This window comes from Qipengyuania sp. Mu-71, assembly GCF_036867055.1.
Lineage (GTDB): Bacteria > Pseudomonadota > Alphaproteobacteria > Sphingomonadales > Sphingomonadaceae > Qipengyuania > Qipengyuania profunda.
On sequence record NZ_JBAJHR010000001.1, the window covers coordinates 1,181,356 to 1,207,336 of the forward strand.

General features: G+C 63.9%; 24 protein-coding genes. 16 read left to right on the forward strand and 8 right to left on the reverse strand.

Features of this window, described 5'->3' with window-relative positions; translation table 11 throughout:
• Positions 1-56: 56 nt before the first annotated feature.
• The 5 genes from V6B15_RS05860 (at position 57) to V6B15_RS05880 (ending at position 4,116) form a co-directional block, all read left to right on the forward strand.
• Positions 57-353: an FtsB family cell division protein gene (locus tag V6B15_RS05860; protein ID WP_253515562.1), complete on the forward strand. Its 297-nt coding sequence runs from the start codon at positions 57-59 to the stop codon at positions 351-353.
• A 126-nt stretch (positions 354-479) separates the two neighbouring features.
• A complete protein-coding gene (pdhA, locus tag V6B15_RS05865) occupies positions 480-1,556 on the forward strand; it encodes a pyruvate dehydrogenase (acetyl-transferring) E1 component subunit alpha (RefSeq protein WP_334200393.1) in 1,077 nt (358 codons plus the stop codon).
• Between the two features lie 3 nt (positions 1,557-1,559).
• A complete protein-coding gene (locus V6B15_RS05870) occupies positions 1,560-2,945 on the forward strand; it encodes a pyruvate dehydrogenase complex E1 component subunit beta (RefSeq protein WP_334200394.1) in 1,386 nt (461 codons plus the stop codon).
• A gap of 1 nt (position 2,946) precedes the next feature.
• Positions 2,947-3,624, forward strand: a complete 678-nt coding sequence (locus V6B15_RS05875) for a hypothetical protein (RefSeq protein ID WP_334200395.1) — start codon at positions 2,947-2,949, stop codon at positions 3,622-3,624.
• Positions 3,625-3,657: 33 nt separating this feature from the next.
• Positions 3,658-4,116: an EF-hand domain-containing protein gene (locus V6B15_RS05880; RefSeq protein ID WP_334200396.1), complete on the forward strand. Its 459-nt coding sequence runs from the start codon at positions 3,658-3,660 to the stop codon at positions 4,114-4,116.
• Here the strand turns inward: V6B15_RS05880 and trmFO are convergent.
• Positions 4,113-5,480 carry a methylenetetrahydrofolate--tRNA-(uracil(54)-C(5))-methyltransferase (FADH(2)-oxidizing) TrmFO gene (gene trmFO, locus V6B15_RS05885; RefSeq protein WP_334200397.1) on the reverse strand — a complete coding sequence of 456 codons (1,368 nt, stop codon included), beginning with the start codon at positions 5,478-5,480 and terminating at the stop codon, positions 4,113-4,115. The two genes, V6B15_RS05880 and trmFO, sit on opposite strands and share 4 nt — an antisense overlap.
• 53 nt (positions 5,481-5,533) lie before the next feature.
• Between trmFO and V6B15_RS05890 the strand changes: the two genes are divergently transcribed.
• The gene (locus V6B15_RS05890; RefSeq protein ID WP_334200398.1) at positions 5,534-6,202 is read left to right on the forward strand and encodes a lysoplasmalogenase; all 669 of its coding nucleotides are present in this window, start codon (positions 5,534-5,536) and stop codon (positions 6,200-6,202) included.
• Positions 6,203-6,279: 77 nt separating this feature from the next.
• Here the strand turns inward: V6B15_RS05890 and gyrA are convergent, their stop codons facing one another.
• A complete protein-coding gene (gene gyrA / locus V6B15_RS05895; RefSeq protein WP_334200399.1) occupies positions 6,280-9,117 on the reverse strand; it encodes a DNA gyrase subunit A in 2,838 nt (945 codons plus the stop codon).
• Positions 9,118-9,420: 303 nt separating this feature from the next.
• On the opposite strand from gyrA, the gene V6B15_RS05900 reads away from it, so the two are divergent.
• Positions 9,421-10,701 carry a hypothetical protein gene (locus V6B15_RS05900; protein WP_334200400.1) on the forward strand — a complete coding sequence of 427 codons (1,281 nt, stop codon included), beginning with the start codon at positions 9,421-9,423 and terminating at the stop codon, positions 10,699-10,701.
• Positions 10,702-10,760: 59 nt separating this feature from the next.
• Here the strand turns inward: V6B15_RS05900 and V6B15_RS05905 are convergent, their stop codons facing one another.
• Together V6B15_RS05905 and V6B15_RS05910 are read right to left on the reverse strand one after the other, a co-directional pair.
• On the reverse strand, positions 10,761-11,480 hold the full coding sequence (locus V6B15_RS05905; protein WP_253515577.1) for an NYN domain-containing protein: 720 nt from the start codon (positions 11,478-11,480) through the stop codon (positions 10,761-10,763).
• Between the two features lie 36 nt (positions 11,481-11,516).
• Positions 11,517-12,155: a carbonic anhydrase gene (locus tag V6B15_RS05910; protein ID WP_253515578.1), complete on the reverse strand. Its 639-nt coding sequence runs from the start codon at positions 12,153-12,155 to the stop codon at positions 11,517-11,519.
• Positions 12,156-12,252: 97 nt separating this feature from the next.
• Here V6B15_RS05910 and lipA point away from each other — a divergent pair, with 97 nt between their 5' ends.
• Together lipA and V6B15_RS05920 are read left to right on the forward strand one after the other, a co-directional pair.
• A complete protein-coding gene (gene lipA / locus V6B15_RS05915; RefSeq protein WP_253515579.1) occupies positions 12,253-13,194 on the forward strand; it encodes a lipoyl synthase in 942 nt (313 codons plus the stop codon).
• Positions 13,194-13,649 carry a type II toxin-antitoxin system RatA family toxin gene (locus V6B15_RS05920; protein WP_253515580.1) on the forward strand — a complete coding sequence of 152 codons (456 nt, stop codon included), beginning with the start codon at positions 13,194-13,196 and terminating at the stop codon, positions 13,647-13,649. The genes lipA and V6B15_RS05920 overlap by 1 nt, the downstream gene beginning before the upstream one ends.
• On the opposite strand, the gene V6B15_RS05925 is transcribed toward V6B15_RS05920, so the two are convergent.
• From V6B15_RS05925 to V6B15_RS05935, 3 genes are read right to left on the reverse strand one after another with little or no spacing between them, the layout of a single operon-like run.
• Positions 13,646-14,146: a CinA family protein gene (locus tag V6B15_RS05925; RefSeq protein ID WP_334200401.1), complete on the reverse strand. Its 501-nt coding sequence runs from the start codon at positions 14,144-14,146 to the stop codon at positions 13,646-13,648. The two genes, V6B15_RS05920 and V6B15_RS05925, sit on opposite strands and share 4 nt — an antisense overlap.
• Complete coding sequence (locus V6B15_RS05930; protein WP_334200402.1) at positions 14,143-14,691, reverse strand: hypothetical protein; 549 nt, start codon at positions 14,689-14,691, stop codon at positions 14,143-14,145. The genes V6B15_RS05925 and V6B15_RS05930 overlap by 4 nt, the downstream gene beginning before the upstream one ends.
• A 3-nt stretch (positions 14,692-14,694) precedes the next feature.
• Complete coding sequence (locus V6B15_RS05935; RefSeq protein ID WP_334200403.1) at positions 14,695-15,837, reverse strand: bifunctional 2-C-methyl-D-erythritol 4-phosphate cytidylyltransferase/2-C-methyl-D-erythritol 2,4-cyclodiphosphate synthase; 1,143 nt, start codon at positions 15,835-15,837, stop codon at positions 14,695-14,697.
• Between the two features lie 82 nt (positions 15,838-15,919).
• On the opposite strand from V6B15_RS05935, the gene dusB reads away from it, so the two are divergent.
• The 7 genes from dusB (at position 15,920) to hflX (ending at position 25,145) form a co-directional block, all read left to right on the forward strand.
• Positions 15,920-16,939, forward strand: a complete 1,020-nt coding sequence (dusB, locus tag V6B15_RS05940) for a tRNA dihydrouridine synthase DusB (protein ID WP_334200404.1) — start codon at positions 15,920-15,922, stop codon at positions 16,937-16,939.
• Positions 16,936-17,997: a two-component system sensor histidine kinase NtrB gene (locus tag V6B15_RS05945; protein WP_334200405.1), complete on the forward strand. Its 1,062-nt coding sequence runs from the start codon at positions 16,936-16,938 to the stop codon at positions 17,995-17,997. The genes dusB and V6B15_RS05945 overlap by 4 nt, the downstream gene beginning before the upstream one ends.
• A gap of 8 nt (positions 17,998-18,005) precedes the next feature.
• A complete protein-coding gene (locus tag V6B15_RS05950; protein ID WP_334200406.1) occupies positions 18,006-19,418 on the forward strand; it encodes a sigma-54-dependent transcriptional regulator in 1,413 nt (470 codons plus the stop codon).
• Positions 19,419-19,501: 83 nt separating this feature from the next.
• Positions 19,502-21,733 (forward strand): sensor histidine kinase, encoded by a 2,232-nt coding sequence (locus V6B15_RS05955; protein ID WP_334200407.1) that lies wholly within the window; start codon positions 19,502-19,504, stop codon positions 21,731-21,733.
• A gap of 6 nt (positions 21,734-21,739) precedes the next feature.
• Positions 21,740-23,125: a nitrogen assimilation response regulator NtrX gene (gene ntrX, locus V6B15_RS05960; protein WP_334200408.1), complete on the forward strand. Its 1,386-nt coding sequence runs from the start codon at positions 21,740-21,742 to the stop codon at positions 23,123-23,125.
• 167 nt (positions 23,126-23,292) lie between these two features.
• On the forward strand, positions 23,293-23,832 hold the full coding sequence (gene hfq / locus V6B15_RS05965) for an RNA chaperone Hfq (RefSeq protein ID WP_334200409.1): 540 nt from the start codon (positions 23,293-23,295) through the stop codon (positions 23,830-23,832).
• A gap of 17 nt (positions 23,833-23,849) precedes the next feature.
• Positions 23,850-25,145: a GTPase HflX gene (hflX, locus tag V6B15_RS05970; protein WP_334201332.1), complete on the forward strand. Its 1,296-nt coding sequence runs from the start codon at positions 23,850-23,852 to the stop codon at positions 25,143-25,145.
• Here hflX and mazG read toward each other — a convergent pair.
• Entirely contained in the window at positions 25,142-25,906 is a 765-nt protein-coding gene (gene mazG, locus V6B15_RS05975) for a nucleoside triphosphate pyrophosphohydrolase (protein WP_334200410.1), read from the reverse strand. The genes hflX and mazG overlap by 4 nt on opposite strands.
• Positions 25,907-25,981 lie beyond the last annotated feature (75 nt).

Sequence of the window (25,981 nt, forward strand, 5' to 3'; positions counted from 1 at the left end):
GCCTTGCGCGCGGCGGTTAACTGTGATTCTGTGAAATTATGCGACGTATGAGTTCCATGGCAGCGATTCAGAAGGCGAAGGTCACGCAGCATGCTGCGCTGGCGGCGCTGCTGGTCATGGGCGGCCTCGCAATCGCCGGTCCCTCGGGCCTGCTCGCGTGGAGCGAAAACCTGCGCCTGCTGGACAAGCGGGAAGCCCAGCTGGCGACCCTGCAGGCAGAGCGGACGGCACTCGAGAATCGCGTTGCGCTGCTGCATCCCGATCATGCCGATCCGGACATGGTCGGCGAATTGCTGCGCAGCCAGCTCAACGTCGTCCACCCCGATGAAGTGGTGATCAAGCTCGACGACTAAGCGAGCGGAAACGCTTGCATTCCGTAAGGGCTACGTATGCATACGCGCTGCCCCGTTGCGCGGGTCGCGTGCCTGTGCCTATAGGCGCAACGATATTCCTCCCCGGAAGAACAAGGATCCGAAGTCTTGGCAAAAGCCCCCCGGAGCAAGAAGACCGCTACGAAGTCGCCCGCAGAGGATAACGACTTCATTCTCCATTCGCTGCAGGAAGCGCTCGAGGAGAACAAGCATTTCGCGGCGAGCAAGGAGCAGATGCTCCACTTCTACGAGCAGATGCTGCTGATCCGCCGTTTCGAGGAGCGCGCGGGGCAGCTCTATGGCCTCGGCCTCATCGGCGGGTTCTGCCATCTCTATATCGGCCAGGAAGCGGTCGCGATCGGTCTCCAGTCGGCGCTCGACGGCGACAAGGACAGCGTCATCACCGGCTACCGCGATCATGGGCACATGCTCGCCTACGGCCTCGACCCCAAGGTCATCATGGCCGAACTGACCGGCCGCGAAGCGGGCATTTCCAAGGGCAAGGGCGGGTCGATGCACATGTTCTCGACCGAGCATAAATTCTACGGCGGCCACGGTATCGTCGGCGCCCAGGTGGCGCTTGGGGGCGGGTTGGCGCTTGCGCATCAGTACAATGCCGATGGCGGCCTGTGTCTCGCCTATTTCGGCGACGGCGCGGCCAACCAGGGCCAGGTCTACGAGACCATGAACATGGCAGCGCTGTGGAAACTGCCGATCGTCTTCGTGGTCGAGAACAACCAATACGCGATGGGTACGGCGGTCGGGCGCAGCTCGGCCGAGACCGAGTTCCACCGCCGCGGCACCGCGTTCCGCATTCCCGGCATGGAAGTGAACGGCATGGATGTGCTCGAAGTGCGCCAGGCGGCCGAAATCGCCTTCCAGCATGTGCGCGAGGGCAAGGGCCCGGTGCTTATGGAATGCAACACCTATCGTTATCGCGGGCATTCGATGTCCGACCCGGCGAAATATCGCACGCGCGAGGAAGTGCAGGACGTGCGCGAGCACAAGGACCCGATCGAGGGGATCAAGAAGCTGCTGCTCGAAAACGGTTCGACCGAGGACGAGCTCAAGGCGATCGACAAGGATATCCGCAAAACCGTGACCCAGGCCGCCGATTTTGCCGAAAGCTCGCCCGAACCCGAAGCGGGCGAACTCTACACCGATGTTCTGGTGGGGGAGTATTGAGCCATGGCGATCGAACTCAAAATGCCCGCACTGTCGCCCACGATGGAAGAAGGCACGCTGGCCAAATGGCTCAAGGCCGAAGGTGACGAAATCGTCGCCGGCGACATCATTGCCGAGATCGAAACCGACAAGGCGACGATGGAATTCGAAGCGGTCGATGAAGGCACGCTCGGCAAGATCCTGATCGAAGAAGGCACCGAAGGCGTGAAGGTCGGCGCGGTCATCGCCATGCTGGCCGTCGAGGGTGAGGACGCAGCCGATGTCGAAGCGCCCGCCGCCACCGCACCGGTCGAGGATGAGCCGGGGGAAGGCAAGGACGTCGGCCGCGAGCCGAGCGAGGCCGAAATCACCAAGCCCGTCCGCAAGACCGATGTGAAGGATCCCGAGGTTCCCGAGGGTACCGAGTTTACTTCCACGACCGTGCGCGAAGCGCTGCGCGATGGCATGGCCGAGGAAATGCGCGCGGATGAGCGCGTCTTCGTGATGGGCGAGGAAGTTGCCGAGTACCAGGGGGCCTATAAGGTCACGCAGGGGTTGCTCGATGAATTCGGCCCCAAGCGCGTAATCGACACGCCGATCACCGAATATGGTTTTGCCGGTATCGGGACGGGCGCGGCCATGGGCGGCCTGCGCCCGATCGTCGAGTTCATGACCTTCAACTTCGCCATGCAAGCGATCGACCACATCATCAATTCGGCCGCCAAGACCAATTACATGTCGGGCGGACAGATGCGCTGCCCGGTGGTCTTCCGCGGCCCCAATGGCGCGGCCAGCCGCGTCGGCGCGCAGCACAGCCAGAACTTCGGCCCGTGGTACGCCAGCGTCCCGGGGCTGATCGTGATCGCGCCCTATGACGCCGCCGATGCCAAGGGCCTGATGAAGGCGGCGATCCGCTGCGAAGACCCGGTGGTCTTCCTCGAGAACGAGCTAGTATACGGGCGCAGCTTCGACGTGCCCGATCTCGACGATTACGTCCTGCCGATCGGCAAGGCACGGATCATGCGCGAGGGCGCGGATGTCACCATCGTCGCCTATTCGATCGCGGTCGGGCTCGCGCTCGAAGCGGCCGAGCAGCTCGCCGAGGAGGGTATCGACGCCGAGGTCATCGACCTGCGCACGCTCCGCCCGCTCGACAAGGAGGCGGTGCTCGCCTCGCTGGCCAAGACCAATCGCCTGGTCATCGCCGAGGAAGGCTGGCCGACCTGTTCGATCGCATCCGAAGTGATTGCGATCTGCATGGACGAGGGCTTCGACCATCTTGATGCACCCGTCACCCGTGTGTGCAACGAAGACGTTCCGCTGCCCTACGCGGCCAATCTCGAGAAGCTGGCGCTGATCGATACGCCGCGGATCGTGCAGGCGGTGAAGAAGGTCTGCTATCGCGACTGAGGTGAGCAGGCGCTCCCCCGGGATGGACGATCTGCAGGAAGAACTGCCGGAGGTGTCGCGGATCGCTTTTGCCAGCACCGGCAGGAACCGCGATCCGTGGCTTGCCGCGCTGGCTCTCGACGGGCGGATCGGGCGCATGGTGCTCGGCGCGAGCGAACCGATGCTCGGGCAGGTCCGGCTCGCGTGGTGGCGCGACCAATTGGGCAAACCGATCGACGATCGGCCACGCGGCGACCCGCTGCTCGACCTGATCGGGCAGTGCTGGCATGGCCGCGAGGCAGCATTGCTGGCGCTGGTCGATGGCTGGGAAGCGCTGCTCGGCGACCGTCCACTTGCCGAAGCGGATATGATGCGCTTCGTCGCGGGGCGGGGGGATCTGGCGAGGGGGCTCGTCGATCTGCTCTCGCACCCGGATCACGCGCTGGAAGCTGCAAGAGCAGGCGAGCTCTGGGCTCTGGCAGACCTTGCGATCCATGCGCAGGGAGAGGACGAGCGTTCCTATGCGCTCGAGCAGGGCGCCCACCGCGCTAACAGACCTCTCTCTCTACCCCGAACCACGCGACCGCTCGCGGTTATCGGCGGGCTAGCGCGGCGGTCGCTGCGTGCCGATGGCGCTGCGATGCTGGGCGATCGCTTCAGCCCCTTGGTAGCCTTGCGGTTGGGCATGGTTGGACGCTAGGCAGAGGCCAGCGGTCGAAGGAGGTGCGTTTCCATGAGCCGGATGGTCCTCGGAGCCCTGGTGGCGCTGGCCCTTGTCGGGCTGGGCGCGTTCTGGTGGCAGGGCAGGGCGCAGGTCGAACGCGGAGCACCGCCGCCGCAGCCGGTGGAGACATCGGAACCGCTACCCGAGATCCCGGCGTCCGACCCCGGCGATCTGGTGGGGCCCGCACCACCGGAGTCGACCGAACTGACCAAGGAACAGCGCCGCTTCTTCCGCTATGACCGCAATCGCGACTGGCGGATCACGCGGACCGAAATGCTGTCGAGCCGGACCGACGGGTTCCGCAAGCTCGATACCGATGGCAACAATCTGCTCGATTTCGAGGAATGGGCAGTGGCCACGGTGACCAAGTTCGAGGGGGCTGATGCCGATGGCGACAACCAACTGACCCCGGGCGAGTTTGCCACCACCGCACCGAAGCCGACCAAGACACGCCGCTGCGCCTGCTAGGCAGGCACGGTTTCCATCGCGCCGAGCCACTGCCCGAAGTCTTCCTTCGCCCGGTTGGTATAGGCTTCCTTGCGGACCTTCTTGCCGACATCGTGAAGCGGCGGGAACAGCCCGAAATTGACATTCATGGGCTGGAAGGTGGCAGCCTCGGCATCACCGGTGATATGCGACAGCAGCGCGCCGAATGCCGAAGTTCGCGGCGGGGCGGTCCAGTCACGGCCCGCCAGTTCGGCCGCGGCCATCAATCCCGCCAACAGCCCGACTGCCGAACTTTCGACATAGCCTTCGCAGCCGGTGATCTGTCCGGCGAAGCGGATGTGCTCGCCGCCCTTCAGCCGCAGCTGGCGATCGAGCACCAGCGGCGAATTGATGAAGGTGTTGCGGTGCAGCCCGCCCAGCCGCGCAAATTCGGCATTCTCGAGGCCCGGGATGGTGCGGAACAGCTCGATCTGCGCGCCATATTTGAGCTTGGTCTGGAAGCCGACCATGTTCCACAGCGTGCCCAGCTTGTTGTCCTGCCGCAGCTGCACCACTGCATAGGGCCAGCGTCCCTGCGGGTGTTCCTCGCTGGTGTCGTAGGGATTGTCGAGCCCGACACCCTTCATCGGGCCATAGCGCAGCGTTTCGACCCCGCGCGCGGCCATCACCTCGATCGGCATGCAGCCATCGAAATAGGGCGTGTCGGCTTCCCACTCCTTGAACTCGGTCTTGTCGCCGTCGATCAGGCCCTGGTGGAAGGCGAGATACTGCTCCCTGGTCATCGGGCAGTTGATGTAATCGCCGTCCTCGTTGCTGGCCGCGGTCCGCTTGTTCCAGCGCGACTGGATCCAGCATTTGCTCATGTCGATGCTGTCGCGGTGAATGATCGGCGCGATGGCATCGAAGAACGCGAGCCGGTCCTGCCCGGTCGCGCCAACAATACTTTCTGCCAGCGTCTGCGCGGTCAGCGGCCCGGTGGCGACGATCGTCGGCCCCTCGGCGGGCAGAGCGTCGACCCTTTCGCGCACAACGGTGACATTGGGATGCTCCTCTAGCGTGCGCTGTACCTCGGCGGAAAAGACATCGCGATCGACCGCCATCGCCGAACCCGCGGGGACACGGGCAACTTCGCCCGCGCGCATGACGATACTGTCGAGCCGGCGCATCTCGTGATGCAACAGGCCGACCGCGTTCTTGGTATCGTCGTCCGAGCGGAAGCTGTTCGAGCACACGAGCTCGGCGAGGCCGTCGGTCTGGTGCGCGGGCGTCATCTCGCCGCTGCCGCGCATTTCGGACAGGCGGACGCGGTAGCCGCGGCGTGCGAGCTGCCATGCAGCTTCGCTCCCCGCGAGGCCGCCGCCGATTATGTGGATATCATGGGTCATCGCGCGCGCCCTAATGCTTGCATGGGCGGTTCGACAAGGCCTAACGTCTCGCCATGCCGCACCGTGCCCTCGTCGATCATCGCCCCTGGTTACTTATCAGCCTGATCGCCGGGATCAGCTATTTCTTCGTGAGCGACGCGCCGATCGGCGGCATCTGGTTGATGCTGTGGAAGGGGGCGGGGGTCGCTTTCCTCGCCGTCTATGCCGCTTTTCGCGGGCGCGGGTCCGACGGGGCGCTGATCGCGGCGGCCCTGGCGTTTGGTGCGATGGGCGACATTGCGCTGGAAACCAGCTTCCTGATCGGCGGCGCGCTGTTCGCCATCGGGCATGCCATCGCGATCGTGCTCTATCTGCGCAACCGGCGCGCCAATGCCAGTCCGAGCCAGGCGCTCGCGGGGCTGAGCCTGCTGGTGCTGACGCCGCTGATCGCGGCGCTGATGACCTATCCCATCGAGAACTGGCTGGTGGCGACGGGCTATTCGGCGATTGTCGGCGCGATGGCAGCGGCGGCGTGGACCAGCCGCTTTCCGCGCTATCGGGTGGGCCTGGGCGCGGTCATGTTCGTCGTCAGCGACTTGCTGATCTTCGCCCGCGAGGCCGCTGTGCTACCCGATGTGGTCACCGGCTGGCTGATCTGGCCGCTCTATTACGGCGCCCAGTTCCTCATCGCGGTGGGCGTGGTCCAGACGCTCCGCAAGGATCATGACAGCGCGATAGGCTGACCCGCGAAACCGAACAGCCCGCGCACGGCGCTGGGCCGGGCGCGGGCTGGAAGGTGGATCGATAGAGGGGCGTGCGACTAGCCGCCCGGTTCCTCGTCGATGTTCTTGTCCGAATGCACAGTGGTGTAAGGCTCGGTCTTGTCGAGCCCGCCGCGATCGGCGATTTCGTCCGCCACCGCCTCTTCCGCCTCGTTCTCGGGTTCCTCGGTCTCGTCGATGCGCGCGGCGCCGACGATCTGCTCGCCCTTGGCGACGTTGAAGATACGCACGCCCGACGATCCGCGTCCCGAGATCGAATAGCCTTCATGCGTCTCGAAGCCGTCTTCGAGCATGTGGCGGAATTGCAGCGGCAGGCGGATCAGTTTCGCCCGGTCGGTCACCAGCATCAACTGCATCCCGTGGCGTACGGGGAAGCTGGCGACGACCGGACCATTGCGATCCGGATTGCTCGTCGGTTCGCCGATATTGGTCAGGCCCTGACCGCCGCGCCCGGTGGTGCGATATTCGTACGCGGTCGAGATCTTGCCATAGCCATTGGCGGTCAGCGTCAGGATGAATTCTTCCGCCTCGGCCATCTCGGCAACCTTCGCCTCGTCGAGCGTCGGGGTGTTCTCGTTGTTCTTCCAGTCGGCGGCGCGGAGATAGGCATCGCGCACATCGGTATCGCGTTCGCCGGTTTCGAGCACTGCCATCGAGACGACCTTCTGGCCATCCTTGAGCTTCATGCCGCGTACGCCGATCCCGGTCCGGCTCTTGGTTTCGCGCGCGTCGGTGGCGGAGAAGCGGATCGCCTTGCCGGCATCCGACGCAAGGAAGATTTCCTGGTCTTCCTTGAGCAGCCGTACGCCGATGAGCCGGTCACCGCTGCCTTCGACGAAGCCCATCGCGTATTTGCCATTGCTGGGCACGTTGGTGAAGGCATCCATCGAATTGCGCCGGACCATCCCCTGTTCGGTGGCGAAAACGATGTTGAGCGTGCTCCACTCGCTTTCGTCCTCGGGCAGGGGCAGGACGTTGGTAACGCGTTCCTCGTCGCCCAGCGGAAGCAGATTGACCATCGGACGGCCCTTGGTCTGCGGTCCGCCTTCGGGCAGCTTCCACACCTTCATGCGATAGACACGGCCGGTATTGGTGAAGAAAAGCACGGGGTTGTGCGTCGAAGTGACGAACATTTCGACGACCGCGTCTTCTTCCTTGGTGGCCATTCCGCTGCGGCCCTTGCCGCCGCGCGCCTGGGCGCGGAAGGCATCGAGCGGGGTGCGCTTGATATAGCCGCCATGCGTGACCGTAACGACCATCTCTTCGCGCTCGATCAGGTCTTCGTCCTCGATCCCGTCCCACGCGGGGGCGATTTCGCTGATTCGAGGCGTGGCATAGGTGTTGCGGATCTCTTCGAGCTCTTCGCGCAGCACGGCGTAGAGCTTCACGCGGTCGGCGAGGATCGAGAGGTATTCTTCGATCGCGAGGCTGAGTTCCTTGAGCTCGTCGCCGATCTCGTCGCGGCCCAGTGCGGTCAGGCGGTGCAGACGCAGATCGAGGATCGCTTTGACCTGTCGTTCGGACAGGCGATAGGTCCCGCCCGATTGTTCGTCGGTCGGTTCGATCGCTTCGACGAGCGCGATATATTGCGCGATATCGCCGATCGGCCATTCCTTGACGAGCAGCTTGGCGCGCGCCTCCGCCGGATTGGGCGAACTGCGGATCATCGCCACGACCTCGTCGAGATTGGACACTGCGACGACCAGGCCAAGCAAGATATGCGCGCGTTCGCGGGCCTTGTTCAGTTCGAACTTGGTCCGCCGCGTGATGACCTCTTCGCGGAAGGTGATGAAAGCCTGGATGAAGTCGCGCAGCGTCAGCACTTCCGGGCGGCCGCCGCGGATTGCCAGCATGTTGGCGGGGAAGCTCGCCTGCGCCGGGGTATAGCGCCAGATCTGGTTGAGCACGACTTCGGGCGAGGCATCGCGCTTGAGGTCGACGACCATCCGCACGCCTTCGCGGCTCGATTCGTCGCGGATGTCGGAGACACCTTCGATCCGCTTCTCCTTCGCGGCTTCGGCGATCTTCTCGACCAATGCGTTTTTGCCGACCTGATAGGGGATCGACGTCAGCACGATCGACTGGCGGTTGCCCTTGGTCTCGATCTCGTGGCGGGCACGCTGGAGGATCGACCCGCGACCGGTGGTATAGGCCGAGCGCGCGCCCGATTTGCCGAGGATAAGCGGGGCAGTGGGGAAATCCGGCCCCGGAATGATCTCGAACAGTTCTTCGGAGGTAATCGCGGGGTTTTCGATAAAGGCGAGACAGCCGTCGATCACTTCGCCCAGATTATGCGGCGGGATATTGGTCGCCATGCCGACCGCGATGCCGCCCGCGCCATTGACCAGCAGGTTCGGGAAACGCGCCGGGAGCACCGTGGGTTCGCGCCGCGAGCCATCGTAATTGTCGGTGAAATCGACGGTGTCCTTGTCGAGATCGTCGAGCAGCGAGTTGGCGACCCGCGCCAGTCGCGCTTCGGTATAACGCATGCTGGCCGGCGGATCGGGATCCATCGAGCCGAAATTGCCCTGGCCATCGATCAGCGGGACCCGCAGCGACCAGTCTTGCGTCATGCGCGCCAGCGCATCGTAGATCGCGGAATCGCCGTGCGGGTGATAGTTACCCATTACGTCGCCAACGATCTTGGCGCTCTTGCGATAGGCTCGTCCGGCGACGAAGCCGCCTTCCTGGCTCGCAAAAAGAATGCGCCGGTGGACCGGCTTGAGGCCGTCACGCACATCGGGGAGCGCCCGGCTCACGATCACGCTCATCGCGTAATCGAGATAGCTGGTTTTCATTTCATCGACGATGTCGATGCGCGCGTATTCTTCACCGCCGGGAGCGGGAATATCGAGAAGATCGGTATCGTCGGACAAGATGTGTTTCCGTACTGCGAAATGCTTATGTTCTGATGGTTTGGAGCCTAGGCGAAAGGGCGCGCTAGCGCCACTCGCGAGCGGGAACCAAAGCCCGGTTTCGCGCGCTTTTTCCACATATGGGTGGTGCAGTCGCGAATAGTAACCATGAACCGGGGGGCGGAGGCGCATTCAATGCGCGTTCAGCCCCGTTCCGGTAGAAGAATTTGCAATGAGCGCCCGCACGCGGCATGTGCCGCCCAGTCCTTTTCATACCGGCGCCCGGCGCGCTCAGCCCCCTTTTCACTCTTGGGAGTTTACCACATGATTTTCACTCGTCTCGCCCGCAAGAACGGCGCAGCTTCGACCTTCGCTCTGGCCATCGCTCTGGCGACCGGCGGCGTGATCGGCGCCGCGGCAATCGAAACTCCGGCATTCGCGCAGAAGAAGTCGAAGCCGAAATATTCGAAGGCCTTCATCGCGACCTACCAGCCGCTCGAAGTCATCGCGACTACCGAGCCGCTCGACTATCCCGCGCTCAAGGCGGGCTTTCCCGGCCTGATCGCAGCGACCGAGAACAATGACGACCGCTATGCGGCGGGCAGCTTCATCTATTCCAACGCTGCCAAGCAGCAGGACCAGGCGGTCGCGCTGCAGGGCATGGAACTGATGCTGCAGAGCGGCAATGTGCCCGAAGAAAACATCGGCCAGTTCAACTTCGTTGCCGGGCAGCTCGCCTATGCGGCGGAGGATTATGCCAAGGCACGGCCCTACTTCCAGGCTTCGGCAGACGCCGGCTATACCGACAATGATCCGCTGATCTTCGTCGCGGAAAGCTACTTCGCGGAAGACCAGGCGCAGCAGGGTCTTACCTATCTGAGCGACCTCATCAACGCCAAGGTCGCTGCCGGTGAACCGGTCGACGAGGCATGGCTGAAGCGCGGTCTGGCGCAGGCTTACAACAACAACCTCAACGCCGAGGCCAACAAGTATTCGAGCTGGTACGTGACCCAGTACCCGGGCGAGGACAGCTGGGGCGATGCGGTCGCCATCCTGCTGAACACCGGTGGTTACGAGAACCCCGAGATCCTCGACCTTCTGCGTCTCGGCAAGCGGGTTGGCGTCCTGCGCGACGGCAAGCTGTATCTCGAATATGTCGACGCCGCCGACTATCGCCGCCTTCCCGCGGAAGTGGTTTCGGTAATCGACGAGGGCTATGAGAAGGGCTTCCTCGACCGGACCGATCCCTATGTCACCGACACCCGCCGCCAGGCCGCCGAGCGCACGGCAGCCGACCGGGCCGATATGGACGGGCTGATTGCCGACGCGAACAAGGCGGGTGCGACTATCAACACCGTTCTCGCTGCCGGTGACACCCTGCTCAGCCACGATCGTCCGGCGGATGCGGAAACCTTCTACACGAAGGCGCTGGCCATTCCGGGTGCCAATACGGCGATGATCATGACCCGCCTTGGGATCGCCCAGTTCGACCAGGGCAAATTCGCCGAAGCCGAAGCGACCTTCAATAAGGTCGAAGGTGCGCGCAAGCCGATCGCTAATCTGTGGGCGATCTACACCGCACAGCAGGCTGCAGATACGATGTAAGAGCGTTTAGCTCGGACCGAATGAGAAGGGCGCGGACTGCGGTTCGCGCCCTTTTTTCGTCAGCGCAACCGCTTGACGAAGCTCTGGCCGTTCCCGCGGCGTTCGACCGAGAAATTGGGGATCGTCTCGATCAGATCAGTGAGCCGCGCAAACCCGTAGTTGCGGGTGTCGAAGCTCGACCGGTTGCCCGCCCGCTGACCGACTTCGGACAAATTCGCGTAACCCTTGTCGTCGCGCTTGCTGGCGGCATAGGCATCGAACAAGAGGTCGAGCAGTTCCTTGTCGAGAACGTTCGATTCCTTGCTCGGTCCGCCTTCCTTGCGGCTGCCCTTTTCGGCCTTGATCAGCGCATTCACGTCGATGAAACGGGTGCAGGCCTGGCGGAATGCTTCGGGGGTCTTCGCGCCGCCGAAACCGTACACCGGCAGGCCGTCCTGCCGGATACGCATGGCAAGCGGCATGAAATCGCTGTCCGAACTCATGATCCCGAAGCCGTGGACGCGGCCGCGATAGAGCAGGTCCATCGCATCGATCGTCATCTTCATGTCGGTGGCGTTCTTGCCCTTGGTCATGTCGAACTGCTGCTGCGGTTCGATGCCATAGCGGTGCATCAGGTCGATCCAGCCCTTGAGGCTGGTCTTGCGCCAATTGCCATAGGCCCGGCGGATATTCACCTGGCCCAGCTCGGCGAGGACGGTCAGGACCGGATCGATCCCCGAGGGGCTCGCATTATCCGAATCGATGAGAAGGGCGATGTTGCGCTGTTCGAATTCCGACATGCCCGCTCCATGACCGCAGGACCCGCGCGGCGCAAGTCACGAGGCGGGCAGGAACTCCCCGCTGGCTTCGTCGAGTAGGTGCAGGATGCCATCCGAAATCGCGAAATAGGCGCCGCGCACGGCCAGCGATCCGTCGGCTTCCTTCTCCCGCACGCAGGGGAAGGTGCGCAGGTTTTCCAGGCTGACCTTGACCGCAGCCAGCTCCATCGCGCGCTCTGCCGCGCGTCCGCTGGTGCCCTGCGTGGCGGCGATCGGGCCCCGTACCGTATCGAGCATGTCGATCCAATGCGCGACGAAGCCGCCTTCACCGAGCTCATTGCCATGCAAGTCCTGCGTCAGCGCGGCCTTGCAGCCGCCGCACATGCCGTGGCCCATGACGACCACTTCGCGCACCTTGAGGAACTGGACGGCAAATTCGAGCGCGGCCGATACGCCGTGACGCCCGGGGGTGGTCTCGAATGGCGGGACCAGTGCCGCGACATTGCGCACGACGAATATCTCGCCCGGGTCGACGTCGAAAATCTGCGCCGGATCGACCCGGCTGTCCGAACAGGCAATGACCATGACCTGCGGCGACTGGCCGCCCTTGAGCTGTTCCCAGCGATCGTGCTGACGCTGCCAGTCGCCTTCGCGGAAACGGCCATATCCTTCGATCATATCGGCAAATGTCTTCATGCGCCCTCCGCTGCCCCGAAACGTGGTGCGAAGCAAGTACCGGTGCGACTGGCGGTGGGTTGCCGTGGGCGGGGAGGGGGCCTAGATGGGCGGCGACATGAACGACCTCTCTTCCGCACCCCAGCCTGAGGGCGAACGCCCCAAGATGCAACGCAAGCCCGACTGGATCAGGGTCAAGGCGCCTGTCAGCAAGGGCTATCAGGAAACGCGCAAGCTGATGCGCGAACTCAATTTGCACACGGTGTGCGAGGAAGCGGCCTGTCCGAACATCGGCGAATGCTGGACCAAGAAGCACGCCACAGTGATGATCCTCGGCGATACCTGCACGCGCGCCTGCCGGTTCTGCAACATCAAGACGGGCATGCCGATGCCGGTCGACCCGCTCGAGCCCGAGCACACTGCGACCGCTGCGGCGGCCATGGGGCTGGAGCATATCGTGATCACCAGCGTCGACCGTGACGATCTTCCCGATCGCGGTGCGGGACAGTTCGTCAAGGTCATCAACGCGCTGCGCCGCGAAACGCCGAATACGACGATCGAAATCCTCACGCCCGACTTCAAGGGACGGATGAAGGAGTCGATCGCGGAAATCTGCGAGGCCGGACCCGATGTGTTCAATCACAATCTTGAAACCGTGCCGCGGCTCTATCCCACGATCCGCCCGGGTGCGCGCTATTACGCTTCGCTGCGCCTGCTCGAAGAGGCAAAGGCGAACAATCCGCTGATCTTCACCAAGTCGGGCATCATGCTCGGCCTTGGCGAGGGGCGGCTCGAAGTGCATCAGGTGATGGACGACATGCGCAGTGCGGGCATCGATTTCATCACCATGGGCCAATATCTCCAGCCGACGCCCAAGCATGCCAAGGTCGAGGATTTCGTCACGCCGAAGCAGTTCGCTGCCTATGGTTCGATCGCCCGCGCCAAGGGCTTCCTGCAGGTCGCCTCGAGCCCGCTGACCCGGTCGAGTTACCATGCGGGTGACGATTTCGCCGAAATGCGCGCAGCGCGCGAAGCAAAGCTAGCCAAGCAGGGCGCCTGATGCCCGGCATCCGTGAGAAACGGCGGCTGCCCTACAGCCAGGAGCAGATGTTCGACCTCGTCGCCGATGTCGGCAGCTATGGCGAGTTCCTGCCGTGGGTCGTCGCGACCCGCGTGCGCAGCGACAGCGAAACCGAAATGACCGCCGACATGCTGGTCGGGTTCAAGGCAATCCGCGAGAAATTTACCTCGCGCGTCGTCAAGCAGCGGCCCGAGCATCTCGAAGTGTTCTACGTCGACGGGCCGCTCAAGGATCTCGACAACAACTGGACCTTCACGCCCACCGAAGACGGCGGATGCGAGATCGATTTCTGCGTCGATTTCACCTTTCGCAACGCCGTGTTCGAGGCGCTGGCCGGGCAGTATTTCGACCGCGCGTTCCGCAAGATGGTGCAGGCCTTCGAAGACCGCGCAGATGCACTCTATGGCCGGGAAAACGCCGCCGCCAACCTCTAGGGCAGCAATAGTTCGAGCGCGCAAATCGTCGCGGCGCGGCGGATATCCGCACGCGAGGTCGGTTCGAAGAGCTTGAGCTCGCCCTCGGGTTCGCCCTCATCGCCGCGCACCACCCGCGCGAACACAACCGTACCGACAGGCTTGAGATCGGTGCCGCCGCCGGGTCCGGCAACGCCGCTGATCGCGACCGCGACATCAGCCTTGCTCTTCTCCAGCGCGCCCTTGGCCATCGCCCAGGCACAAGCGATGGACACCGCGCCGAAGGTTTCGATGATCTCGAGCGGGACGCCGAGCGTTTCCATCTTCGATTCGTTGGAATAGGTTACAAAGCCGCGATCGAACATGGCGGACGATCCGGGAATCTCGGTCAAGGCCGCGGCGACCAGGCCACCGGTGCAACTTTCCGCCACGGCGACCTGTCGGCCGGCGGCGGAATTGGCTTCGACGACCTTGCGCGCGAGGTCTTCGATATCCGGTGGGAGAAGGGCGGTGGTCATGGCCGGTCGGGATCGCATACCTGCGGATCCCTCACCTTGGAGACATCCAGCACGAAGGCCAACAAGCCGCCGAAATTCTCGGGCGGCAGCGGGGCGAGCAATTCCATCGCGCGTTCGATCTTCGCGCAATCGTCGGGTTTGATCTCCTCGCCGATTTTCTGCGCGAGGAAAGCATCCACGAACGGACGCAGCGCTTCGGGCGGCAGGCTCCTGAACATCTCCGACCGCTCGCTCGCGGTCCCGTCTTCCTGCCCGCTGGTAGCGAAGCTCATGAATAAGCGCAGGGTTCCGGGCCAGCTTTCGGTCTGCATCGCGGCATAAGGCGCGACGAACTCCCCGCCGCGGGACGCGAAGAACCCGTCCGATTCGAGATAGGGGGTGCAGGATGCCGCGAAGCCTTCGGCAATTACCGGAACCGCGTAAATTCCGGCATCGGTCAGATCTTCAGGCGCGATGCACTGCTGCGCGAACGCCGCTTGTGCATGCAGCAGCCCAATACTCGCCACTGCTCCTGCAGCGATCTTGCCGTAGTTCGATTTGCTCACCCGTTACTCCCTGATAATCGTTGCGACGGCCTGCGCCGCGATCCCTTCACCGCGTCCGGCAAACCCCAGCCGTTCGGTGGTGGTGGCCTTTACCGATATGGCCTGGATGTCAACGCCGAGCAGTTCGGCGATCCGGGTCCGTATGGCTTCACGGTGCGGGCCGATCTTGGGTGCCTCGCAGATGAGCGTCAGGTCGATATTGCCGATCGCGTAACCGGCATCGCCAACGAGCTGCGCGGCATGGGTCAGGAACCGATCGCTGCTGGCACCCTTCCATTGCGGGTCGCTGGGCGGGAAATGGCTACCGATGTCGCCATTGCCGATCGCGCCGAGCAGGGCATCGACGATGGCGTGAAGGCCGACATCGGCATCGCTATGCCCCGCCAGCCCCTTGTCATGCTCGATGCGGATACCGCCGAGCCAGAGTTCCTCACCTACGGCAAGGCGGTGGACGTCGTATCCCATCCCGGTCCGTACGGGTGGCAGTCGGGTCATGAAATCCTCCGCGAAAGTCAGCTTGGCCAGCCGTTCGTCACCCGTCACATGCGCGACCTCGCCGCCGGCCGCGCGCAAGACCTGTGCATCGTCTCCGGCGGGGGCATCGCCTTGCCAGGCATTGTGAGCGGCGAGGATCGCCGCGAAGCGAAACGCCTGCGGGGTCTGCACCCGGCGCAATTGCTCGCGCGGGGCCGTCCCGCTCATCATACCGCCTGTATCAAGTGACAGGCTGTCGACTACGGGTAGCACGGGGATCGCTCCCGCATGGTCATCGAGAGCAGCAAGCAGGCGCGCGATGACGGGACGGGGGAGATCGGGCCGCGCCGCATCATGGATGAGCACGCGTTCGGCCGCGCCTACCGCTCGCAGCGCGTGGGCAACCGATTGCTGGCGCGTCTCGCCGCCAGGCACCAGTCGATATCCCTCGAGCCCCGACAGCGCCGCCTGCGCCGCCTGCTCACCATTCTCGGGCACTGCGATGACCAGGGGGCTGGCACCCGCCGCAAGCAGGCTTTCCACCGAGTGCCGCAGCACCGGCTTGCCACGCCAGCGCGCGAATTGCTTGGGCAGGGGTTGTCCTGCGCGCAGGCCCTGACCGGCCGCGACCACGATCGCGGCGAAGCCGGGGAGGGGAGCTGGATCCTGCATACGAAAGCAGCGCGCTAGCGGCTTGCCGTTTGCGCTGCAACGCACTATGTGCCTGCCCAATATTTAGGCAATGAACCCCGGCATGACCTTGCATCCCCTTCCTCCGGCTCCGCCGCAGCCGATCCTCGTCGGCGATGTGTCGATCGACACGCCGGTGGTGCTCGCGCCGATGACCGGCGTGACCGACCTCCCGTTCCGCCGCCTGGTGCGGCGCTATGGTTCGGGCCTCAACGTGACCGAGATGATCGCCAGCGAGGCGGCCATCCGCGAAACGCGCCAGAGCGTCCAGAAGGCCGCGTGGGACGCGACCGAGGAGCCGGTTTCGATGCAGCTCGTCGGCTGCGACCCGGTGAGTATGGGCGACGCGGCGAAACTCCAGCAAGACAATGGCGCGGCGATCATCGACATCAATTTCGGCTGTCCGGTGCGCAAGGTCGTCGGCCAGCTCGCCGGCTCGGCGCTGATGCGCGAGGTGCCGCTGGCGACGAAGCTCATGGAAGCGACGGTCAAGGCGGTTGATGTACCGGTGACCGTCAAGATGCGGATGGGCTGGGATCATGCCGATCTCAACGCCCCCGAACTTGCGCGCATTGCCGAGGACCTGGGGGTCAAGATGATCACCGTCCACGGCCGCACGCGCAACCAGATGTACAAGGGCCACGCCGACTGGGCGTTTATCCGCAAGGTAAAGGACGCGGTCTCGATCCCGGTAATTGCCAATGGCGATATCTGCACGATCGCCGATGCCGCGGCCGCGCTCGAACAATCGGGTGCCGACGGGATCATGATCGGGCGCGGGGCTTACGGCAAACCGTGGCTGCTGGGCCAGATCATGCATTGGTGGCGCACGGGCGAAGTGCTTGAAACCCCCTCATTCGACGAGCAATACGACGTGCTGGTTGAGCACTACGAGTCGATGCTCGACCATTACGGCGAAGGGGTCGGCACCAAGATCGCGCGCAAGCATCTGGGTTGGTATACCAAGGGCATGCACGGCTCCGCCGAATTCCGCAATTTCGTCAATTTCATCGACGATCCGCGCAAGGTGCTCGAGGAAATCGAGACCTTCTACGAACCCTTCCTGCGGCGCCGCGCCGCGTGAGCACACTCGCCGGCGCACCCGATGCGCGCGCCCAGCTCGCCGCGCTGATTTTCGCGGTCCTGCTGCTCGACGAGGATGACAATATCGTCGAGGCCAACCACGCGGCCGAGGAGATGCTTGGCCGCAGCGCACGCAAGCTGTGCGAGAAGCGCTTCTGGGACGTCATCGGCATTTCCGACGAACGCTTGAGCGAAAGGCTGGCGACCGTCGATGCGCAGGTTATCGCGCGCGGCGTCACGATCGCCACGGCCATCGGCGACCGGCGCGTCAACATCAGCAGCTCCCCCATGCATGGCGAGGCAGGGTGGCGGGTGATCACGCTTTCCGATGCGGGACAACCGGCGAATGACGAAGATGAGAACGAGCGCGTGGAATTGCGCGCGCCGGCGGTTCTCGCCCACGAAATCAAGAACCCGTTGTCGGCCATTCGCGGGGCGAGCCAGCTGCTGGCCCGGCGGATTGCCGGCAAGGACAAGCCGCTGGCGCAGATGATTTCCGCCGAAGTGGACCGGATCGCCCAGCTGATCGACCGGATGCAGCAGCTCGGCGCGAAACCGGTAGAGATCACCGGACCGTGCAATTTGCACGAGGCGATCCGCAATGCCATGGCCACGGTACGCACCGGGCGCAGCGCCCCTTGCGAACTGGTCGAGGAATTCGATCCCTCGCTGCCCCCCGTGGCCGCCGATCAGGGCGCGCTGGAGCAAGTGCTGATCAATCTGATCGCCAATGCCTGCGACGCGAGCGCGGGCATGGACAATCCCCGCGTCAGCGTGCGGACGCGTTTCGTCAGCGGGCTGGTATTCAATACGATCCGGCTGGGCAAGGCGACGCGCCTCCCGATCGAGATCACCGTGACCGATGGCGGTGCGGGGATCGATCCGGCGCTGCGTGACCACGTGTTCGAACCCTTCGTATCGAGCAAGCCGCATGGCCAGGGCCTCGGGCTCGCGCTCGTACGCAAGCTGCTGCGCGACATGGGCGGGCGCATCTCGCATGCGCGTGACGAGCGGGCGGGCGAAACCCATTTCCGCATCAACCTGCCGGTGGCGGGCTAGGGAGAACGATGGCGCATAGTGTTCTGCTGGTCGAGGACGACAAAGGCATCGCGACGGTGATTACCGAGGCGCTGCGCGAGGACGGCTTCGATGTTACCGCCTGCGAGAGCATAGCGCGGCGCGATGCCTTGCTGGCCGACAACCGGTTCGACGTGATGCTCACCGACGTGATGCTGGAAGATGGCGACGGACTGGCATCGATCGACACCGTGCGCAGGCTGGCCCCAGCCATGCCGGTCATCGTATTGTCCGCGCAGAACACGCTCGATACGGCGGTGCGTGCGAGCGATAGCGATGCGTTCGAATATTTCCCCAAGCCCTTCGACCTCGACGAACTGACGCAGGCGGTGGCGCAGGCGGTCGCCAATCGTCCATCGAGCGAGCGTGAGGAGGAGGTAAAGGACAGCGCGCTCCCTCTGATCGGGCGCAGTCCTGCGATGCAGGGCGTCTACCGCATGATCACCCGCGTGCTGCGCAACGATCTCACCGTGCTGATCACCGGCGAAAGCGGGACGGGCAAGGAACTGGTTGCCGAGGCGATCCATCAATTGGGCTCGCGCAAGACCGGACCCTTCGTTGCGGTCAATATGGCGGCGATCCCGCATGATCTGCTCGAAAGCGAACTGTTCGGGCACGAGCGCGGCGCGTTTACCGGCGCAGTGAGCCAGCAGATCGGCAAGTTCGAGCAGGCCAATGGCGGCACGCTGTTTCTCGACGAGATCGGCGATATGCCCGCTGAAGCGCAGACCCGCCTGCTGCGCGCGCTCCAATCGGGTCGGATCCGGCGGGTTGGCGGACGGCAGGAAATCGGCGTCGATGTGCGCATCGTCGCAGCGACCAATCGCGACCTTGCCCCCATGATTGCCGACGGGCGGTTTCGCGAAGACCTTTATTACCGGCTCAACGTCGTTCCGATCCATTTGCCGCCGCTGCGCGAACGCCCGGAAGACATCGGCGCTTTGGTGCGTCACTTCCTCGGCCAGGCGGCGGGCGAGGGGCTTCCGCTTCGTCAGGCGAGTGCCGATGGGATCGAAGCGCTCAAGGCACGGGCATGGCGCGGCAACGTCCGCGAATTGCGCAATGCGGCGTTCCGGCTTGCGCTGATGGCGCGCGACGACACGATCGACCGCGCGGCCGTTGAAGACGTGCTCCCGGCGGCCCGGACCGATGCGGACAATGGCGCCAAGCATGGTTTCGATGCCGCGGTCGAGGCATGGGTCGACACGGCCCGCCCGGCGGATGGCGCGGTCTATCACGCCGCGCTTGCTGCCTTCGAGAAGCCCTTGTTCGAATTGGCGCTCGAACGGACGGAGGGCAATCAGCTTCGCGCGGCGCGCTTGCTGGGCATCAACCGCAACACTCTGCGCAAACGACTTTCAGAGCTCGACATCGCGCCGGAAACCTTCACCCGCAGGCGATAGCATCGACATCCATCCGCTGCCGTCCACAACTGATCGAATTTGCACTTGCAACTTTGCAACAGTCCCGTTGTATGTGCGCCACGATGACGGCAAGCATAGCAGGAACAAGGCGGCAGATACCGCGCTGGTGGCGCAGGTTCGTGGTTACCTCGCGGCGGCAGAACCTGTTTGGCTATATCGAAGTCACTGCAGCGGTTACTTTCCTGATCATGGTGGCCAGCACCTGGGCCACCTTCACCAATGCGCCGCCCGATGGTGCATTGCTGCCATCGCGCCAGGTCGCAGGTCTGCTTATCGGCACGCTTATTCCCGCCATGGCGCTGCTGGTGCTGGCGGGCCGGCGCGTGGCGCTGAAGCGTGCAGCCGGAAGCACGGCGCGGCTGCATGTCAGGCTGGTGTTCTTCTTCTCGCTGATTGCGGCGGTGCCGACGCTGCTGGTCGCGGGCTTTGCTGCCTTCCTGTTCCAGTCGGGGGTGGATTTCTGGTTCTCGGACAATTCGCGCGGGCTGATGGAGAATGCCAACCAGCTGGCCGAAGGATATTACGAGGAAAACCAGCTCGATCTCGGCAATGAGACGATCTCGATGGCGATGGACATGCGCGCCATCCTCGGCCGCGTCGAAGTGACCGATCCCAATTTTGCGCTCGTCTATCAATACCAGGCCGAACCGCGCGATGTGATAGAGAGCGCCATCCTCCAGGCGATGCCCGATGGTTCGATGCGCACTGCGGTGGTTTACGGTCTCAATGAAACCAGCGATCCACGCGCCTTCGCGCAGAACTCGCTGGAACGGTTGTCTAGCGGCGAACAGGTGGCGGTGCGCGGCAGCGCCGAGCGGATCGAAGCGGTCGCGCCGATCGATCGCGCCGCCGGGATCTATCTCTATACTGCGCGTAATGCGGAAGCGGGCTCGTTCCGCAGCTGGCAATCGGCGCGCTCGATCTCGACCGCCTATGACGAATTGACCAAACGGGCGCGCGCGCTGCAGTTGCGGTTCAATCTGGCGCTGTTCTTCGTTTCGCTCGCATTGGTTGGTCTGGCGGTGTGGTTTGCGCTGCGCTTTGCCGACCGCCAGGTCGAGCCGCTGACCGAGCTGGTGGCGGCGGCACATAAGGTGGGGGCGGGCAATTTCGCGCTGCGAGTCGAAGGGCGCACCGGGGCGGATGAAATCGGCCTGCTCAACCGTGCTTTCAACCGCATGACCGCGCAGCTCGAAAAGCAGACCGACGCGCTGCTCTCAGCCAATACCGAGCTGGAAGAGCGCCGCAGCTTCATCGAGGCGGTGCTGGAATCGGTCAGTGCGGGGATCATCTCGGTCGATGCCGATCTCAATGTCCTGCTGATGAATGCCGGTGCGCAGGCGATGCTCGGCAACGAGACCGGGGAAGGGCATCTGCCCGAGACACTCGACGAGCTTGCCCCGCAGATCGGTGCGATGGTCCGCGCGGGTCTCTTGCGAGGGGTCATCTCGCACAGTCGCAATGGCGAACTGCTCACGCTGGCGGTCAAGATCGGCCCCGAAAGCGATGGCCATGTGATCACCTTCGAGGACATTACCCGCCAATTGCTCGACCAGCGGCAGGCCGCCTGGTCCGATGTGGCGCGGCGGATCGCGCATGAGATCAAGAATCCGCTGACGCCGATCCAGCTCGCGACCGAACGCCTCAAGCGGCGCTATCGCAAGCAGATCGAAATCGATGGCGAGCTGTTCGACGAGCTTACCAATACGATCGTGCGGCAGGTCGGCGACCTGCGGAAGATGGTCGATGAGTTTTCCAGCTTCGCGCGGCTACCCAAGCCGACCTTCCGCACCGAGGATGCGATCGACCTTATCCGCCAGTCGCTGTTCCTGCAGGAAGTGGCGCATCAGAACGTGGATTACCGCTTCCACACCACCGCAGTTCCTCCGGTGCGGATCCAGTGTGACCGGCATCAATTGGGGCAGGCGCTGACCAATACGCTCAAGAACGCCTATGAGGCGATCGAGGCGAAGGCGCATACTGCCGATGTCGATTACCGCGGCAAGATCACGGTCGAGGTCGAGCCCGGCGACGAGGACGTCACCGTGTCGATCGAGGACAATGGCATCGGCCTGCCGCAGGACCGCGTGAACATCCTCGAACCCTATGTGACGACGCGCGAGAAGGGCACCGGCCTCGGGCTCGCGATCGTCAACAAGATCGTCGAGGAACACGGCGGCGAAATGACATTCACCTCGGTCGACACCGGGGGCACGCGCGTGACCATGCGGTTCGCGCGCGATCCGCTCGCCCTCGATGGCGACGCGCAGACAAGCATGAAAAAAGAAGGATAGGGACGCATGGCGCTGGATATTCTCATCGTCGACGACGAACGCGACATCCGCGAACTGGTTGCCGGAGTGCTCAGCGACGAGGGCTATGAATGCCGCACCGCGGGCGACAGCACTTCGGCGCTCGAGGCGATCGACGACAAGCGGCCGAGCCTGGTCCTGCTCGACGTGTGGCTGCACGGCAGCCCGATGGACGGGCTGGAAGTGCTCGACGCGATCAAGGCGCGCGAGCCCGACCTGCCGGTGATCATCTTTTCGGGCCACGGCAATATCGACACTGCGGTCAGCGCGGTCAGCCGCGGTGCGGTCGATTTCATCGAGAAGCCGTTCGAGGCCGAGCGCCTCCTGCATCTGGTCGAGCGTGCCACCGAGACCGAACGCCTGCGCCGCGAGAACACCCGGTTGCGCGAGAACCAGGGGCAGGGCGACGAGTTCACCGGCAACTCGGCAGTCATCAACGCCGTGCGCGCCACGCTCAAGCGGGTCGCCAGCACCGGAAGCCGGGTACTGGTGACCGGTCCGGCCGGCGCGGGGAAAGAAGTCGCCGCGCGCCTGCTCCACAGCTGGAGCGCGCGGACGGACAAGGCTTTCGTCATCGTCAATTCTGCGCGGATTACGCCCGAGCGGTTCGAAGAGGAACTGTTCGGCGAGGAAGCCGATGGCAAGCTGGTCCGCCCGGGACTGCTGGAAACCGCGGATGGGGGCACGCTGTATCTCGACGAAGTGGCCGACATGCCGCTGTCGACCCAGGCCCGCATCCTGCGCGTGCTGACCGAGCAGAGCTTCGTCCGTGTCGGCGGGACACGCCAGATCGGCGTCGATGTGCGCGTCGTTTCCTCCACCTCGCGCGATCTGGCCGGTGAGATGGAGGAGAAGCGCTTTCGCGAGGATCTGTTCTACCGGCTCAACGTCGTTCCAGTCGAAGTCCCCTCGCTCGCCGCGCGGCGCGACGATATCCCCGCGCTCGCCGACAGCTTTTTTGCCCGCTATGCGACCGAGCAGGGCCTGCGGCCGCCCACGATCAGCGAAGAGGCGATGGCCGCACTTCAGGCCTATGACTGGCCTGGAAATGTGCGCCAGCTGCGCAATGTGGTCGAGCGCACGATCATCCTGACCCCGCGCGACAGCCTCGAACGGATCGAGGTCGACATGCTTCCCGAAGAAGTGCTTGGCGGCAAGGCCAGCGGCAGCGGCGGCGTGGGGGCGATGATGGGCGCCCCGCTACGCGAAGCGCGCGAGAACTTCGAACGCGAATATCTGACCGTGCAGATCCGCCGGTTTTCGGGGAATATCTCGAAGACCGCGAACTTCATCGGGATGGAACGCTCGGCGCTGCACCGCAAACTCAAGCTGCTGGGTATGGTCGAGCGCAAGGGGCCGGAGCGGAAGAACTGACGCGTCCCGCGAAAGTAGGGCATTGTCTGACAAAACAAGGAATCCGTTGCGCTACTTGGGATTGTCTTCCACAATAGGCAGGTCCGCGAAGATTTGCGGATACACTCGGGCGTGGTGGGCGCCCAGATTGCGGCCTTTCCACGGGCTGCCAAAAATGGGAAAAGTACATGTCCGGCGATCGAACACTTTCGGCACGACCGCGCCCAAAATCGCCCGAAACGGGCCCGGCAAGCCGCCCTGCCAACCTGCAGGACGCCTTCCTCAACCTGCTCCGCAAGAACAAGGCTCCGGTGACCATGTTTCTGGTCAAGGGCGTCAAGCTTCAGGGCATCGTCACGTGGTTCGACAATTTCTCGATCCTGCTGCGCCGCGATGGCCAGTCGCAGCTTGTCTACAAGCATGCGATCAGCACGATCATGCCTTCGCAGCCGGTCGATACCACGCAATTCGCCAGCCAGGGTTCGTCCGCCAAGCAGCGCCTGTTGCAGGACGTTTTCCTCAGCCGGGTGCGCCAGGCCGAAGCCCAGGTGACCATGTTCCTCGTGAATGGGGTCATGCTGCAGGGGCGGATCGCCGCATACGACCTCTTCTGCATGCTGCTCGAGCGCGACGGCTACGTCCAGCTGGCCTATAAGCACGCCGTGTCGACGATCCAGCCAGCCACTCCGGTCGATTTGACCGAGGAGTGGGAAGAAGACGAAAGCTGAGCTTCGACGATGACCTGATGGGCGAGGTTTCGCGCGGGGCGCGGGCACTAATTGTGTGCCCGGATATCCGCGGGATGGCCTATGATCTCGACGCGCAGTCGCGGCTTGCCGAAGCCGAGGGGCTGGCGCTGGCGATCGGCATTGCCATTGCCGACAGCTTCGTGCTGCCGGTGCGCGAAGTGCGCCCGAACCTGCTGTTCGGGGCAGGGCAGGTCGACAATATCCGCATCGCCTGCGAGCAGAACGAGGCCGAGCTTGTCGTCGTGGACGGCGCTTTGAGCCCGATCCAGCAGCGCAATCTGGAAGAAAAGCTCGCCCGCAAGGTCATCGACCGGACCGGACTGATCCTCGAGATATTCGGCGAGCGTGCGGCGACTGCCGAAGGCCGGTTGCAGGTCGAGCTCGCGCATCTCGATTACCAGCAAAGCCGCCTCGTGCGCAGCTGGACTCACCTCGAACGCCAACGCGGTGGCTTCGGCTTCCTCGGCGGTCCGGGTGAAACCCAGATCGAGGCCGACCGCCGGATGATCCGCCAGCGCATGGGGCGGCTGCGCAAGGAACTCGAACAGGTCCGCAAGACGCGCGGGTTGCATCGCGAACGCCGCGAACGTGCGCCATGGCCGGTGGTGGCGCTGGTCGGCTACACCAATGCGGGCAAATCGACGCTGTTCAACCGCCTGACCGGGGCTGCGGTGATGGCGGAAGACCTGCTGTTCGCCACGCTCGACCCGACCATGCGCGCGATCACCCTGCCGGGGGTGGAGAAGGCGATCCTGTCGGATACGGTGGGCTTCATCTCCGATCTCCCGACACAGCTGGTCGCCGCTTTTCGCGCGACGCTGGAGGAAGTCACCTCGGCCGACGTCATCTGCCACATTCGCGATATTTCCAACCCCTCGACCGCTGCGCAAAAAGCGCAGGTGCTGCAGATCCTGCGCGATCTCGATGTGATCGAGGGGGAAGGGGAGGCATCCTCGATCCCGATCCTCGAAGTGTGGAACAAATGGGACCAGCTTGAGCCGGCGCTGGCCGAGGAATTGGCCGCCCAGGCCGAGGCGAACGAGGATATCGTCACCACATCGGCGCTGACCGGCGAGGGGGTGGATATGCTACTCGAACGCTTGGGCGAGATGCTGACGCGTAACGCCGCGCTGCGGACCTTCGAGGTTCCGGCGGGCGATGGACGCCGGATCGCCTGGCTGCACGCGCATGGTGAAGTGATCGAGGATATCGAGAGCGAGGACGGCGGTTCGCGGCAGATCACCGTAAGGCTAAACCCCAAGGAACTGGGGCAGTACGAGGCGCTGGCCTAGCCGGTTTCGCGCTTGGCGCGCTGCCAGTATTCTTCCTGCCGATCGAGGTCGAGCGCGGCGAAATCCTCACCTTCGTTCTCGGATAGCTGTTCCATCATCTTGAAACGGCGTTCGAATTTGGCATTGGAGGCGCGCAAGGCCTGCTCCGGGTCGACGCCGTAGCGGCGCACGATATTGACTGCGACGAAGAGGACATCGCCAGCTTCGAGCAGGCGCTCCTCGTCGGTTTGGGCCTCGTCGAGTTCCGCCAGTTCTTCTTTCAGTTTTTCGAGCGGGCCGACGTTATCGGGCCATTCGAACCCGACGCGCGCCGCGCGTTTCTGTAGCTTGTGCGAGCGGAGCAAGGCGGGCAGCGCCTTGGCGACGCCGTCCATCGCGCTGGTCGCGCCCGATGCTTCACGCTCGGCCGCCTTGAGATCTTCCCACCGGCTGTCTTCCATCACGCCGCCTTCATTGCCGAAGATATGCGGATGCCGCGCTTCCATCTTGTCGCAGATATCGCGCGCGACATCGGCATAAGTGAAGGCGCCGGCTTCCTCGGCCATGCGGGCGTGAAAGACGACCTGGAACAGCAGGTCGCCAAGCTCTCCACGCAGATCGTCCATGTCGCTGCGTTCGATCGCGTCGGCGACCTCATACGCTTCCTCGATCGTATACGGCGCGATGGTCGCGAAATTTTGCGCCGCGTCCCATTCGCACCCGGTTTGCGGATCGCGCAGGCGCGCCATGATGGCGAGGAGTCGGTCGGTTTGTTTGGACATGACCAAGACTTACCGCCGAGGGGTAGCAATCGGAAGGGCTACCCAAGCGGCATCCACGGCGCGAATGTGAGTGTG

Bases quoted from the DNA above. Each gene is read 5' to 3' on its own strand.
- V6B15_RS05860 (WP_253515562.1), top strand. From the start codon at position 57: ATGGCAGCGATTCAGAAGGCGAAGGTCACGCAGCATGCTGCGCTGGCG.
- V6B15_RS05870 (WP_334200394.1), top strand. From the start codon at position 1,560: ATGGCGATCGAACTCAAAATGCCCGCACTGTCGCCCACGATGGAAGAA.
- V6B15_RS05880 (WP_334200396.1), top strand. From the start codon at position 3,658: ATGAGCCGGATGGTCCTCGGAGCCCTGGTGGCGCTGGCCCTTGTCGGG.
- trmFO (WP_334200397.1), bottom strand. From the start codon at position 5,480: ATGACCCATGATATCCACATAATCGGCGGCGGCCTCGCGGGGAGCGAA.
- V6B15_RS05890 (WP_334200398.1), top strand. From the start codon at position 5,534: ATGCCGCACCGTGCCCTCGTCGATCATCGCCCCTGGTTACTTATCAGC.
- V6B15_RS05900 (WP_334200400.1), top strand. From the start codon at position 9,421: ATGATTTTCACTCGTCTCGCCCGCAAGAACGGCGCAGCTTCGACCTTC.
- V6B15_RS05905 (WP_253515577.1), bottom strand. From the start codon at position 11,480: ATGTCGGAATTCGAACAGCGCAACATCGCCCTTCTCATCGATTCGGAT.
- V6B15_RS05910 (WP_253515578.1), bottom strand. From the start codon at position 12,155: ATGAAGACATTTGCCGATATGATCGAAGGATATGGCCGTTTCCGCGAA.
- lipA (WP_253515579.1), top strand. From the start codon at position 12,253: ATGAACGACCTCTCTTCCGCACCCCAGCCTGAGGGCGAACGCCCCAAG.
- V6B15_RS05920 (WP_253515580.1), top strand. From the start codon at position 13,194: ATGCCCGGCATCCGTGAGAAACGGCGGCTGCCCTACAGCCAGGAGCAG.
- V6B15_RS05925 (WP_334200401.1), bottom strand. From the start codon at position 14,146: ATGACCACCGCCCTTCTCCCACCGGATATCGAAGACCTCGCGCGCAAG.
- V6B15_RS05935 (WP_334200403.1), bottom strand. From the start codon at position 15,837: ATGCAGGATCCAGCTCCCCTCCCCGGCTTCGCCGCGATCGTGGTCGCG.
- dusB (WP_334200404.1), top strand. From the start codon at position 15,920: ATGACCTTGCATCCCCTTCCTCCGGCTCCGCCGCAGCCGATCCTCGTC.
- V6B15_RS05950 (WP_334200406.1), top strand. From the start codon at position 18,006: ATGGCGCATAGTGTTCTGCTGGTCGAGGACGACAAAGGCATCGCGACG.
- V6B15_RS05955 (WP_334200407.1), top strand. From the start codon at position 19,502: ATGACGGCAAGCATAGCAGGAACAAGGCGGCAGATACCGCGCTGGTGG.
- ntrX (WP_334200408.1), top strand. From the start codon at position 21,740: ATGGCGCTGGATATTCTCATCGTCGACGACGAACGCGACATCCGCGAA.
- hfq (WP_334200409.1), top strand. From the start codon at position 23,293: ATGTCCGGCGATCGAACACTTTCGGCACGACCGCGCCCAAAATCGCCC.
- hflX (WP_334201332.1), top strand. From the start codon at position 23,850: ATGGGCGAGGTTTCGCGCGGGGCGCGGGCACTAATTGTGTGCCCGGAT.
- mazG (WP_334200410.1), bottom strand. From the start codon at position 25,906: ATGTCCAAACAAACCGACCGACTCCTCGCCATCATGGCGCGCCTGCGC.